This window comes from Bacillus sp. FSL H8-0516 (genome assembly GCF_038635285.1).
Lineage (GTDB): Bacteria > Bacillota > Bacilli > Bacillales > Bacillaceae > Bacillus > Bacillus safensis.
In genome coordinates this window covers 3,463,039-3,476,706 of record NZ_CP152051.1, presented here as the reverse complement: position 1 = coordinate 3,476,706, position 13,668 = coordinate 3,463,039, and the positions used below count along the sequence as shown (strand labels likewise).

At 42.0% G+C, this 13,668-nt stretch carries 12 protein-coding genes; 10 read left to right on the top strand and 2 right to left on the bottom strand.

Annotation, left to right across the window (positions count from 1 at the left end; genetic code table 11):
- Positions 1–66: 66 nt before the first annotated feature.
- Together gdhA and MHB67_RS17685 are read left to right on the top strand one after the other, a co-directional pair.
- Positions 67–1,437: an NADP-specific glutamate dehydrogenase gene (gdhA, locus tag MHB67_RS17690; protein ID WP_257802336.1), complete on the top strand. Its 1,371-nt coding sequence runs from the start codon at positions 67–69 to the stop codon at positions 1,435–1,437.
- An 82-nt stretch (positions 1,438–1,519) separates the two neighbouring features.
- The gene (locus MHB67_RS17685; protein ID WP_223251037.1) at positions 1,520–1,633 is read left to right on the top strand and encodes a hypothetical protein; all 114 of its coding nucleotides are present in this window, start codon (positions 1,520–1,522) and stop codon (positions 1,631–1,633) included.
- Positions 1,634–1,989: 356 nt separating this feature from the next.
- Here MHB67_RS17685 and MHB67_RS17680 read toward each other — a convergent pair whose 3' ends face one another.
- A complete protein-coding gene (locus MHB67_RS17680) occupies positions 1,990–2,352 on the bottom strand; it encodes a hypothetical protein (RefSeq protein WP_185853937.1) in 363 nt (120 codons plus the stop codon).
- A gap of 623 nt (positions 2,353–2,975) precedes the next feature.
- On the opposite strand from MHB67_RS17680, the gene MHB67_RS17675 reads away from it, so the two are divergent.
- The 7 genes from MHB67_RS17675 (at position 2,976) to MHB67_RS17645 (ending at position 10,455) form a co-directional block, all read left to right on the top strand.
- On the top strand, positions 2,976–3,554 hold the full coding sequence (locus MHB67_RS17675) for a hypothetical protein (RefSeq protein ID WP_151022548.1): 579 nt from the start codon (positions 2,976–2,978) through the stop codon (positions 3,552–3,554).
- Between the two features lie 970 nt (positions 3,555–4,524).
- Entirely contained in the window at positions 4,525–6,468 is a 1,944-nt protein-coding gene (locus MHB67_RS17670; RefSeq protein WP_151039676.1) for a BglG family transcription antiterminator, read from the top strand.
- A 122-nt stretch (positions 6,469–6,590) separates the two neighbouring features.
- Positions 6,591–6,896 (top strand): PTS sugar transporter subunit IIB, encoded by a 306-nt coding sequence (locus MHB67_RS17665; RefSeq protein WP_024423869.1) that lies wholly within the window; start codon positions 6,591–6,593, stop codon positions 6,894–6,896.
- A 14-nt stretch (positions 6,897–6,910) separates the two neighbouring features.
- Positions 6,911–8,260, top strand: a complete 1,350-nt coding sequence (gene celB / locus MHB67_RS17660) for a PTS cellobiose transporter subunit IIC (RefSeq protein ID WP_151039678.1) — start codon at positions 6,911–6,913, stop codon at positions 8,258–8,260.
- 26 nt (positions 8,261–8,286) lie between these two features.
- Complete coding sequence (locus MHB67_RS17655) at positions 8,287–8,613, top strand: PTS lactose/cellobiose transporter subunit IIA (protein WP_024427495.1); 327 nt, start codon at positions 8,287–8,289, stop codon at positions 8,611–8,613.
- Positions 8,610–9,938 carry a 6-phospho-beta-glucosidase gene (locus tag MHB67_RS17650; RefSeq protein ID WP_151039680.1) on the top strand — a complete coding sequence of 443 codons (1,329 nt, stop codon included), beginning with the start codon at positions 8,610–8,612 and terminating at the stop codon, positions 9,936–9,938. The genes MHB67_RS17655 and MHB67_RS17650 overlap by 4 nt, the downstream gene beginning before the upstream one ends.
- Positions 9,939–10,056: 118 nt before the next feature.
- Positions 10,057–10,455 (top strand): hypothetical protein, encoded by a 399-nt coding sequence (locus MHB67_RS17645; protein WP_151039681.1) that lies wholly within the window; start codon positions 10,057–10,059, stop codon positions 10,453–10,455.
- 316 nt (positions 10,456–10,771) lie between these two features.
- Here the strand turns inward: MHB67_RS17645 and MHB67_RS17640 are convergent, their stop codons facing one another.
- Complete coding sequence (locus tag MHB67_RS17640; RefSeq protein ID WP_024426445.1) at positions 10,772–11,863, bottom strand: branched-chain amino acid aminotransferase; 1,092 nt, start codon at positions 11,861–11,863, stop codon at positions 10,772–10,774.
- Between the two features lie 367 nt (positions 11,864–12,230).
- Between MHB67_RS17640 and MHB67_RS17635 the strand changes: the two genes are divergently transcribed.
- The gene (locus MHB67_RS17635; RefSeq protein ID WP_342492679.1) at positions 12,231–13,658 is read left to right on the top strand and encodes a right-handed parallel beta-helix repeat-containing protein; all 1,428 of its coding nucleotides are present in this window, start codon (positions 12,231–12,233) and stop codon (positions 13,656–13,658) included.
- Positions 13,659–13,668 lie beyond the last annotated feature (10 nt).

Below are 13,668 nucleotides of genomic sequence, written 5' to 3'. Positions count from 1 at the left end.
CTCAATATGCGTTAGAAAATCTAACAATTAAATGTGTGAAGATATCTACAAGGAGGCAGATGCGACATGTTGACCTTAGATCGAGCAGCACAAACAGCACAAAGCTACATCCACCGTGTGTTAGAAGAGGTGGAAAAACGAAATCCCGGAGAAGAGGAATTCCAGCAAGCCGTAAAAGAAATTCTGGAATCACTCGTCCCAGTTTTTGCAAAGCATCCAGAGTATGAAAAACAAGGCATTTTAGAACGGCTCATTGAGCCTGAGCGGCTTGTGGTATTTCGAGTGCCATGGGTAGACGATGAGGGCAAAGTACAAGTCAATCGTGGGTTTAGGGTTCAATTCAATAGTGCCATCGGTCCTTATAAAGGAGGCATTCGTTTTCATCCAACCGTCAATGCAAGCATTATCAAATTTTTAGGGTTTGAACAAATCTTTAAAAACGCACTGACTGGTATGCCGATTGGCGGAGGGAAAGGCGGATCGGATTTTGATCCTAAAGGGAAGACCGATGGAGAAATCATGCGTTTCGTTCAAAGCTTTATGAGTGAACTCGGCCGATATATTGGACCTGATCAAGATGTACCAGCAGGTGATATTGGTGTAGGAGCACGCGAAATTGGCTATATGTTCGGACAGTACAAGAAAATGCGTGGTGCTTATGAAGCGGGTGTACTCACGGGGAAAAGCCCTGGATTCGGAGGCAGCTTAGCGAGAAAAGAGGCAACAGGCTACGGACTGGTGTACTTCATGGAGGAAATGCTGAAAGCACATGGGCTCCAATTTGAAGGGCGTTCAGTTGTTGTGTCGGGCTCAGGAAATGTGTCTATCTATGCAATGGAAAAGGTAATCGAATTAGGCGGTAAGGTTGTGGCTTGCAGTGATTCAAGCGGAGCGATTTATGATCCTCAAGGAATTTCACTTGAGACCATCAAGCAGCTCAAGGAAGTCGAGAATCAGCGGATTGGGGCATACATAGACATTCACCCGCATGCTGAATTAATTGAAGATTGCGAACAAATTTGGTCCGTTCCTTGTGATATTGCGCTGCCATGTGCCACACAAAATGAAATATCAGAGGCGCATGCACAGCAGCTTGTAGAAAATGGTGTCATCGCTGTAGGAGAGGGAGCCAATATGCCATCCACTCTTAAGGCGGTCAAAGTATTTGAAGAGAATCGTATTTTATTTGCGCCAGCAAAAGCGGCCAATGCTGGCGGAGTAGGTGTATCAGCACTGGAAATGGCACAAAACAGTGCAAGAATATCTTGGACATTTGAAGAAGTAGATGCTCAGCTGAAACAAATGATGCAGTCTATTTATCGTCAGTGTACAGAGACAGCAGACGAATATGGACACTCAGGGAACATCATGGTTGGAGCAAATATTGCAGGATTTCGTAAAGTGGCAGATGCCATGATCGCACAAGGCGTGATTTAACTCCTGCTCTCCCGCACCTGTTTATTTCATGACAAGATGGGGAATCGTCTTTTAAGGATGACAATAAGGAGGCGCGGGAGAAATGAAAAAATGGCTGAAACAAATTGTCAAATGGGCACCTGTAATTTATCCATTGGTGAGAAAAATATATAAAGAGCGAAAAGCATCTAAACGTCGTAACGTATCAGCCGGATAATCCGGCTTTTTTTTATGCAAACATACAGAGCCTGTGTTGTAAGAAAAAAATAATAGAATCGAATGATCTATTTTCTCCCTCTCTTCGTTAAGTACATAACAAACGGAAAGAGGAGGAAATAAAAGATGAACATGAAGAAAGCAATGTTAACCATTCCACTGAACGCAGCGTTATTATTCCCAGCGGCTCATATAGCAAGTGCACATGAAGGACATATGCATGGGGGGCGAAGAAGACGTCTTCGTCACAAGAGGTGTCAAATAAAGCAACAGATTTTCGAGCAGCAGAGTTGCCGGGCGCTGACCGGCTTATGACCCTGCGAGCAGACCCCTCGGATGATCCCGCCTTTAACTGATCTAAAAACTAAACAGTCCTTTATCAAACTCTTTGCTTAAGCAAAGAAAGAATGATTTTAGATAATCTATGCCACTCTGCAAATATTCTTTGGCCAATTTATCGTTGCCCAATTTAAAATGGATCAGGGCTTGCTGATAAAGAACTGCTCGTATGTTGGAATGATCTTTTAAATAAATTTCAGCCCATGATTCACCTCCACAGTGATCGGATTTTATCACAAAAAAATCCGTCAAAATGAAGCACTGAAAAATAAAAAAATGCTTGCGGACACCGCAAGCAAAATGGAATTTTTTCAACAAAAACATAATATTAAGAAACAAAAAAACAGGCTCTCTAGCCTGTTCATTAGCGATAATTGACAATCTAATTTTTCTCTATTCGAAATTTCTCCTCCCAATTAAAAGAACCTTAATTGCAGATACCGCAACTGAAAAATAAATTTTCCATATTATTACCAATTATAAAGAAATAAATGGTAGCATGGAATATATCAAAGAAAGTGAGTGATTTTTATAAGTCCATGTCTCTTATGACTCATTATGCAACCATTTTTTTGACTCTCTTATGATCCCCCAAAATAGGAACCTGTACAAAATTACAAGCAAGAAAAAAGTATAAACAAACTCAAAGGGAGAGAATGGTTCATAATCAATTATGTATGCATTAATAAACACTATTACCAAAGAAAACAGTTCCATCAAAGAATCTATAAATCTGTTTTCTTTGAACACGTCCCTTGTCTTTTTGAAATTAAAGATGTCTTTAATTTCCCCACTGGAAAGTCCTTTGATTAAAGCTAAACCTATCAAGTACACACCAAAAGACATCTCAAAGGAAAAACTCAACATCTGTGTGATTACACAATAAATCAAAGTGAATAAGAATAAATACATTTTATTACTCTCCTTAACCTCTAAGTATTCCACCCCAATAGAAGGAAATATCATGTATGCGTTACCCCAAAAAACAAATAGGAGTAGTACGTATGTTTAAAAAATTTCTAGTATTGTTATGTGTGCTTACTATTACATTTGGTTTCTCTTCTCCAATGATTAGTCATGCCAGTCAAGGTAATAATGAGACCCCTCCAGTCAGTGTAGATAAAAAACAATTGGAATTAGCAGAGAAACTATCTAATTACTTCGAATTAGATAAGGATGGAAATATTCATTTTACAGCTGATAAAGAAACCCTTATGGAAATGGGAATTTCAGAACACGACAGTCTACTAATGACTTCAATGAAATCAGAAGAATTTAGCTTTGAAGAGAATGAGAAAAAAGGTGACATGCAGACATTAGGTTTTGTAGGTTTACACCTCAAATTAGGACCGAAAGTTAGAAGCATGAATGCCATAGTAGCAGGTGGATTTGCAGCCGGATATATCGGTTGGTACACAAGTCGAATTGCTGCTGCTGGACCATGGGGTGCTGGAGCCGCTGCGGCTATTACTGCTGGAACTTCTGGTGCTGTTGCATGGGCAGTTAAAAACAAATATAAGAAAGTTGATGTAGGCGTAAATATTATGTTTGTTGATTTAGCATATACTGTAAAAATACCTTAAAAATTACTATTAAGCAACAATAAATAAAAAAGCAGGCTCTTACTGGAGCCTGCTTTTTTATGCTCTACTTTGATAGGAAAGGTATCTTTGTAAATCAAGACCTTGTAAGCAGACAAGCGAGGAATTCATCATTGTAGGAGAAATCGCTCGTGGATTAGATCAACAAGCCGAAGAGTTAGTGACAAAGCTCGGTGGTGAATAACGGTGTAGCTTAATAGTAACAACATCAGAGTATTTAATGCCGCCACATTGAACACTTTTTATTTTGCCAATTTTCCCATCACAGAAGTTTTCCAGCCACGTGCTGCGCTGATACTCCGCATCGATCCGGCTATGCCTATCAACCATTGAAAGGCGGAAAAATGTTCGCTTTTTACTATCAAAAATCAGATCTTCCTGGATAACATCATTCGTGTTTTTTACGGAAGTCCAAAAAATGGACTCCGGTCAATACCAGTGTAGAATGAAAAAATTCCGCACTTACTTTTCGTAAGTTCACATAATGACCCGTCGGGGAAGTCTTTTTTTATTTCCGCCTTCAGGAGCCATTTCGTGTTTGGGAAATAATCAAAAATTCGGCTCCCAATAAGAATAAGACGGTCTCTGTTTTCCTCCATTTATCTCGATATTTCGTATCAGATTCATATTAATCATTTGTACAGGGACATTTGATCATGCAGCAGGTACGCATGAAAAAAGATTGGTTGTCTTTACCCAACTGATCTCTTCATAAAGAAGGCGGGTACACGATGGTGTACGCCTTTTTTTCGTGGTTTTCGCAAGTATCTTTCAAAAAGATTCATAGGACATTAGATATGGTTTGTTGTATAAATAGGGGCATTTGTCATATAAATGAGTTGGCAATTTTTATTTCTTTTCAGTAGAATATGAGTAATGAAGAGAACTGCAAGCGTATACAACCTGTCCAGACAAGGCAGATTCTCCACCCCTACATAAGGAGGCCGATCTGATGCTGAGTAAAAGACTGGCGCACATCTTAAGTCAGCTCATGGCAGCTGAGACCCCGCTCACAAGTGCTGCGCTTTCTGTCAGTTTACAAGTGACAAGCCGCACCATTCGTACAGACATCAAAGAACTGAACGACCGTCTTGCCCCTTATCAAGCAGCTGTAACAGCTGTTAGAGGAGCCGGCTATGAGCTGTTGATCAACGATGAGAATGCCTTTCGCCGTTTTATGAAGGAGGAGGTCGAGCAGGAAGAGCCGCTTGCTGTGCTGCCAGAGGAGCGTGTTCGGTTTATTTTAAAAAGGCTTCTTTTGGCAGAATCCTATGTAAAGCTGGAGGATTTACAAGAGCAGCTGTTTATTAGTAAATCAACGATGAGCAACGATGTGAAATCAGTCAAACGTAAGCTGGAGCCCTTTGATCTGAAGCTGGAAGCGAAGCCAGGCAAAGGCTGCCGAATCAAGGGATCAGAGATGAAAATCCGTTATTGTATGTCAGAATATTTATTCAATGAACGTCGTTCTTATCAAACGATGCTGAACACAGCTGTTACCATTTTGCCAAAGCATGAACTCGAATTGATTCAGAAAACAATGATCAATTATATCAATGAGGAAGGTATGAATCTATCAGACATTTGCATGAATAATTTAATCGTTCATGTCGCCATTGCCTGCAAACGAATTAGACACGGAAACTATGTATCTGTTCTTCCAGAGGAAATCAGCGAAATTCCCCGGGCAAAGGAATATAAGGTCGCTAAAAAAATGGTGGAGCGTCTTGAAGGGCTGCTGGATGTCTCATTTCCACAAGAGGAAATCGTCTATATCACCATTCATTTACTAGGAACAGCCAAAATGGTACAGTCCTTTTCCTCGAGCGGTCAAAAACAAATAGTAGATGATGACACGAGCCGGCTTGTACAGCTCATGCTGAAGGCTATTGATCAAAAACTGCAGCTTGATTTAGCCGGTGATACGGAACTAATGATTGGATTGAGTCTGCACTTAAAGCCTGCCATCAACCGATGTAAATATGGAATGAACTTAAGAAATCCGATGCTTGATGAAATAAAAGCGGGGTATCCCCTTGCTTTTGAAGCGGGGATTATCGCCAGCAGGGTCCTTGAAGAAGAGGAAGGGCTGAGTATTCATGAGAACGAAATTGGATATATGGCGCTTCATTTTGGTGCGGCTTTAGAGCGGAGGAAAATGGAGATCCCGCCGAAGCGGTGTCTCATTGTCTGTGCGTCTGGTGCAGGGAGTGCAAGGCTGCTGCAGGATCGTTTGCGGTCACAATTTGGATCAAAGCTGACCATTTTAGGAACAGCAGAGCTATATTCGCTTCCGCATGTCTCTTTGCATGCCTTGGATTTGATTATTACAACGATCCCAATTCATATGGATTTACCGGTTCCAGTCATTCAAGTGAACACCATTTTGGGAGGCGGTGATTTTTTAAAAATTGAAGAAGCCCTGACGAGTGAAACAAGGGTGACATTGGCCTCTCAATATATGAAAAAGGAATTGGTTTTTACAAAACGCGCCTTTCAAACAAAGGAAGAGGTCATCACCTTTTTAACGCAAAAAGTCATCGATATGGGCTTAGCGCCAGCTGAACTCACACCATCTGTCATGGAAAGAGAAGAGGCTGCCCCTACCTCTTTCGGACATTATACAGCGATCCCGCACCCGATGACGCCGCTGACAGATGAGACGTTTTGGGCGATATGTACATTAGAAAAACCAATCATTTGGGGAGAGAAAAAGGTTCAATTTGTCTGCCTGCTTTGTGTCGAAAAAGAGAATGCCAAAGATTTAAAAGGCATGTACCGCCTGCTGGGGGAGCTTGTGCATAATGTGAAATTCATTCAGCATCTGATCGCCTGTGATACATTTGAAGACATGCTTGATATCATGTATAAAAAGGCTCCATCGTACAAGAACTAACTGTGTGATACTAACTTTTTCCGCTTCCTAAAGGAAAAAGTATGGGTGTTTATGAAAGCGGTTTCATAATATGATGAATGTGTAAAGAATAGCTTCACACTTTGAAAAGGGGGCGTTTACACATGAACATCTTATTGGTTTGCGCAGCAGGTATGTCTACAAGCTTACTTGTCACAAAAATGGAGAAAAGCGCACAAGAACAAGGAAAAGAATATCGTATTTGGGCAGTATCAGGAGATTCTGCGAAAAATCATATTGATCAAGCCGATGTGCTTTTATTAGGACCTCAGGTTCGATATTTATTACCGCAAATGAAAAAGCTCGGAGAAGAAAAAGGAATCCCAGTAGACGTGATTAATACTGTGCATTATGGCGTATGTAATGGCGCTGAGGTTTTAAAATCTGCTGAACAGTTAGTGAACGGATAAAGGGGGCGGAGGGGATGAATGGATTCAACCGATTTCTAGAAGAGAAGGTCATGCCGTTTGCAGGGAAGATTGCCGCTCAAAGACATTTACAAGCATTGCGTGACGGAATTGTTTTAACCATGCCTCTCATTATTGTCGGTTCACTGTTTCTCATTTTAGCCAACCTTCCGATCCCAGGATACAGCGATTTTATGGCAAGTATCTTCGGAGCAGAATGGGCCACGAAACTATCCTATCCTGTGAATGCAACCTTTGACATTATGGCACTTGTTGCGACCTTCGGGATTGCTTACAGGCTTGCTGAAAAGTATGCCGTTGATGCGCTATCATCTGGTGCGATCGCTGTTGCGGCTTTCCTTTTGGCTACACCATATCAAGTACCTTTCACACCTGAAGGCTCAACAGAAGCTATCCTAGTAGGCGGGGGAATTCCTGTCACACTGATGGGCAGTAAAGGTTTATTCGTTGCCATGATTATTGCCATGCTTTCAACCGAAATTTACCGCATCATTGTACAGCGGAACATTGTGATCAAAATGCCTGATGGTGTACCGCCAGCAGTCAGTAAATCGTTTATTGCACTTATTCCAGGTTTTGTGGTCATCACCCTGATCTGGGTCGCTAGACTTGTGATTGAGATGACACCTTTTGAGAGTATTCATAATATCATCACGGTCTTAATTGGCACACCGCTATCGATTCTTGGTGGCAGCTTAGGCGGCAGTATCGTTGCGATGGGTGTGCAAATGCTCCTTTGGGCATGTGGTATTCACGGAGCAACCATTGTCGGCGGCGTCATGGGGCCAATTTGGCTCGGTGCAATGGATGAGAACCGTCTTGCATTCCAAGCAGGAGAAGTACTGCCGAATATTTTCACAGCGCAGTTCTTTGAAATCTTCATCAACGTCGGCGGAAGCGGAGCAACGCTTGCTTTGGTGCTGACCATGATCTTACGCGCCAGAAGTAAACAAATGAAACAGCTTGGCCGCCTTGCCATTGGGCCAGCCATCTTTAACATCAACGAACCGATCATTTTTGGAATGCCGATTGTCATGAACCCAATGCTCCTCATTCCGTTTATCCTTACGCCAATCATGATGATCATCACCACATATATCGGAATGAGCACAGGGCTTGTGGCAAAACCAGCCGGGATCGCTGTCCCATGGACCATGCCGCCAATCATTTCAGGCTATCTCGCCACAGGAGGCAAAATCTCTGGTGCTGTCATGCAGCTGATTAACCTTGCGCTGTCATTTGCTCTATACTACCCATTCTTTAGAATGTGGGATAAGCAGAAATTGAAAGAAGAAAGTGAGCTAGAAACAAAAGCATCAACTGATGAAAATGTCGTCAGCATGTAATAGAGGGAACAAGGGGGATGCGGCCGATGGAAATGGAACAAATTGTGTTTCAACTCATCCTGCACGGCGGAAATGGCAGAAGCTCCGCGATGGAGGCCATTACATGTGCAAAACAAGGAAACTTTGATGAGGCGAAGCAAAAATTGCAGGACGCACAAGACGCGTTAAATGAGGCGCATCACGCACAGACAGAGCTGATCCAAGGAGAAATCAGGGGCGAAAAGACGGATATTAGCCTCTTAATGATTCATGCGCAGGATCATCTCATGAACGCAATGACCGTCAAGGAGCTCGCAGCAGAAATCATCGAACTCCATGAAAAAATGAAGCAACTCGGAGGTGTCAATTCATGAAAGAAGGAATCAAAATTGTCACAATAGGCGGTGGATCGAGCTATACGCCTGAGCTCGTCGAAGGGTTTATTAAACGATATCATGAATTACCTGTAAAGGAATTATGGCTTGTGGATATTAAAGCGGGTCAGGAAAAGTTAAACATCGTGGGCGCTCTGGCGAAACGTATGGTTGAAAAAGCGGGTCTGCCGATTGAGGTACATCTGACTCTTGACCGCCGGGAAGCCTTGAAGGACGCAGATTTTGTGACGACACAATTTCGTGTAGGACTGCTGGAAGCACGGGCAAAGGATGAGAGAATACCGCTTAAATACGGCGTCATCGGTCAGGAAACGAACGGACCAGGCGGTTTATTTAAAGGCCTTCGGACCATCCCAGTCATTCTAGACATTGTGAAGGATATGGAAGAGCTTTGCCCAGACGCATGGCTTGTGAACTTTACAAATCCAGCCGGCATGGTCACAGAAGCTGTTTTACGCTACACGAATCTAAAAAAAGTGGTCGGTCTATGCAATGTGCCGATTGGGATCAAAATGGGGATTGCCAAAGCGCTTGATGTAGACGTTGAACGCATCGAGGTACAGTTTGCCGGTCTCAATCACATGGTCTATGGATTAGACGTATATTTAGACGGGGTCAGTATTATGGATCAAGTGCTTGATGAATTAGGAAATCCAAACAGCCAGTGGTCCATGAAAAACATTGAAGCGAAAAACTGGGAGCCTTCTTTTGTGAAAGGATTAGGGGTCATCCCATGTCCGTATCACCGCTATTACTATAAAACGAAAGATATGCTGGAAGAAGAGCAAAAGGCGGCTCAAGAGAAAGGAACAAGAGCAGAGGTTGTACAGCAGGTCGAGCAGGAATTATTTGAGCTCTATAAAGATCCTGATTTGTCGATTAAACCACCACAGCTCGAAAAAAGAGGCGGGGCCTATTACAGCGATGCGGCCTGTAACTTAATCAGCTCCATCTATAATGATAAGCACGACATTCAACCAGTCAATACAGTGAACAGAGGGGCGATTGCCAGCATTCCGGCTGAATCAGCGGTTGAAGTAAACTGTATCATTACGAAGGACGGACCAAAACCAATCGCGATAGGTGATCTGCCTGTAGCTGTAAGAGGACTCGTTCAACAAATCAAATCATTCGAGCGTGTGGCAGCAGAAGCGGCTGTGACAGGAGATTACGAGACAGCTCTTGTGGCGATGACCATCAACCCGCTCGTCCCATCTGACGACATTGCAAAGCAAATTTTAGACGAAATGCTCGAAGCGCATCGTGAGCATTTACCGCAATTCTTCAAATCAGTCAAAGCTTAACACATAATGGCCCCTTCATGGGGTCATTTTTTATGATTGCCCCATATGGAAAATGGAGAAAGAAGTGTATGATTAGAAAAAACAGCATGTATGGCTTCAAAGAAAGGACTGTTGGAATATGGTTGCAATTGGTTTAATGTTTTACGGGTTTGTCGTACAGCCTGTCATGAGTTATGGTACAGTGATCTTGTTTTTGTATGGTCTTATTGCTTCATTTGTTGGCCTCATTCGGCATAAGGAATACGTGTGGATCTATGTTCTCCGCCTGCTCGTTTGTTTTACCATTCCGGTGACCAATCTGTTGATGTATTTTGCAACGATTGGAGGAGATGAAAGAAAATTTGATTTCCAGCCAATGCCGCTTGTTTATTATCTTGTCTTTATCCTGGAAATCATGATCATCTTTTTGCCAGAGATCTTTTTACTGATCGAAAAAAAGCGAAGCATCAAAAAGAAACAGTGGATATACACAGGGGCGATTGTTGGGGTGTCGGTCTTGTTTTGGTGCACGATTTGATGGGAAGCGGACGGGTCAACTAAGTCTATTCCGCCTTTTTTTCTGAAACTTCTTTCGTCTGACCTTCACAAAAGTAATGGAAAGAGCAAGGATAGAAATCCCAAGCGCCTTAAATAGAAACCGAGTGAGGAACGGTGAATCGTCGAAACCAGTGGCGACGATCATCGATCCGATGCAGATTCCAAAGAACGCTAGTAGATAAGTAAAAAACATACCATCACTCTCCTTATTCATGTGTATTTACCATTATAAGGGATGAAGGAGAGGTGGATAAACAAAAAAGAACCCTTCATGAATGAAAGGTTCTTTTATATGCTTATGCTTGCTTGACGACTGAGTCAACTTCAACTGTCCAGCCGAAGATGTCTGGCTGTGTCCCTTTTTGGATGCCAGTAATGGCTTCGTACAATTTCTTCGATACTTCGCCTGTTTGACCATTTTGGATCACATATGGCTGATCATGATAAATTAATTCTCCTACAGGAGAGATGACAGCTGCCGTTCCAGTCCCGAAAATTTCTTCAAGCTCGCCAGATTGATGTGCTTCAATTAACTCATCAATTGAAATTTTGCGCTCTGTTACTGGAATTCCCCAATGCTTTAACAGCTCAAGTACAGAGTTACGTGTGATGCCTTCTAAAATACTGCCGTTCAATTCAGGCGTCACGATTTCTCCGTTGATTTTAAAGAAGATATTCATGCTGCCGACTTCTTCAATGTACTTTTTCTCGACCCCATCAAGCCAAAGAACCTGTGAAAATCCTTTCGTTTCAGCAACCTGCTGTGCCTTAAGGCTTGAGGCGTAGTTTCCAGCTGTTTTGGCATTTCCTGTTCCACCCTTAACGGCACGGACAAACTCATTTTCAACTGCAATTTTGACCGGATGAATGCCTTCTTTATAGTATGATCCCACTGGAGATAAGATAATGAGCAGCTTATACGTGCTAGACGGTGCAACGCCTAAATATGGCTCAGTGGAAATAATGAATGGACGAATATACAAGGAAGTGCCCTCTGCATCAGGTACCCAATCCTTATCAATACGAATGAGTTCATTTAAGCCCTCTAATACTGTTTCTGTATCAATTTGCGGAATACACAGGCGGTCATTGGATCTGTTTAAGCGCTCCATGTTTTTTTCCGGACGGAATAAGAGAATTTTTTGATCCTCAGAAACATAAGCCTTCAAGCCTTCAAAAACAGATTGACCATAATGGTAGACCATCGAAGCTGGGTCCATTGGAATGGCCTGATAAGGGATAATTCTTGGATCGTACCAGCCTTTATCAACTGAATAATCCATCACAAACATGTGATCTGTGAAGATTTTTCCGAATTCAAGTTGATCAGATTGAGGTTTTGGTTTTTTTGTTGAACTAAGTTCAACGCGGATGGGTTGTTTTGGCATTGTAAATCTCCTTGCTGTTTGATTATTTGAAAATTCTAATAATATGAAATAATTATGATTCTATTCTATACCTTCACAAAATATTAGCAATAGGTTTTCTGGAATTCAGACAAGAAAAATCTGTTAAAGCGCTTTCTTTCTCTCTGCTGTCAGTTTGACTTCTGTCACCCCTTTTTAAAAAAGAAATAAAATCCAAATGCATTATTAACTGATTAATCTGACAATTTAAAAACGAATGGTTTTCCTGTAAGATATTCTTTCAACCATACACCTTTTGACTAGTACATTGCAAGGGACATCGTCATATTTTAATCCTCTTTTTTTTAACCGATAAAGGAAGAAGAGAAGAGAAAGGAGCAATAACAAGATGAAACGAGCGATACCAGGTATTTTACTCATTTTATTCATGACCGTGATCAGCTTTGGCTGTCAGGCGATGACAGATGAGGCTGGCGCTAAGCAAAGCACAGCCTATTACGTAGCGGTAAACGGAAACGACAAAAACCCGGGCACAAAGCAAAAACCTTTCCGCACGCTGAAAAAAGCGGCAAGTATGGCGAAGGCTGGGGCAACCATTTACATGAGAGGCGGTACATACAAAGAAAAATTGATTGTCCGCCATTCAGGAACAAAGAAAGCGCCCGTTGTCTTTCAAGCTTACGGAAAAGAAAAACCTGTAATTAGCGGGGCTTCCCTTAAAGGAAATCAAGCCGATGGAGGACTTGTCACGATCGATCAAAAAAGTTACATCACCCTCAAAGGCCTGACTGTAGGACATCTTAAGACGAATCAAGAAGATTTGACACCAGTTGGTATTTTCATCAAAGGAAGCGGTAAAGGCGTCAAACTGCTTAATAACCGAGTGTATGACATTCAGACGAAACATAAAAATGGAAATGCACATGGAATTGCTGTCTATGGGACAAAAGCTCCTGCAGCGATTGAAGACATTGAAATCAAAGGAAATACCGTTGAAAAATTAAAGCTCGGCTTCAGTGAAGCGCTTGTGCTAAATGGAAACGTCAAAAAGTTCCGTGTGACACATAACACGGTCCGGCACACTGATAATATTGGCATTGATTTAATTGGTTTTGAGAACGTAGCACCCTCCAAAAAGTATGATCAAGTGAGAAATGGGGTCGTCTCTAGAAACAAAGTATATGAAATTACGAGTGCAGGAAACCCAGCCTATGGCAGCGATATCTCCGCTGGCGGAATTTATGTTGATGGCGGAAAAGACATTGTGATCGATCATAACATCTCACATCACAATGATCTGGGGATTGAAGTCACAAGCGAACATAAAGGAAAAATGGCAGACCACATCCGCATCGAACACAATCAAGTATATTTAAACCGTTATACAGGCATTTCTATTGGCGGCTATGATAAGAAGCGGGGCGGTACAACCAATACGACGATTTCACATAATATTTTGTACAAAAATGACACAGCCGGCTTAGAAGGCGGTCAATTGCTAATGCAGTATCAAGCAGTGAACAATCGAATCACGAATAATATCATGTCAGCTAGTGCCTCGCATTACTTGGTCGTGAATCTTTATCAAGTGAACCAAAAGAATACCTTCCAGAAGAACGTTTATGATGACCGAAAAGGTGCGAAAGCATCACAGTGGATTTGGCGCGGGAAATGGATAGAAGGCTACAAAACGTATCTCTCTAAAAGCGGTCAAGATAAAGGATCAGCACATCTCAATCCACAATTTGTGAATGAGAAAAAATATGATTTCCGTCTGAAGAAATCATCACCTGCGAAGAAAATCATCGGGAGCTGATGATATTTTA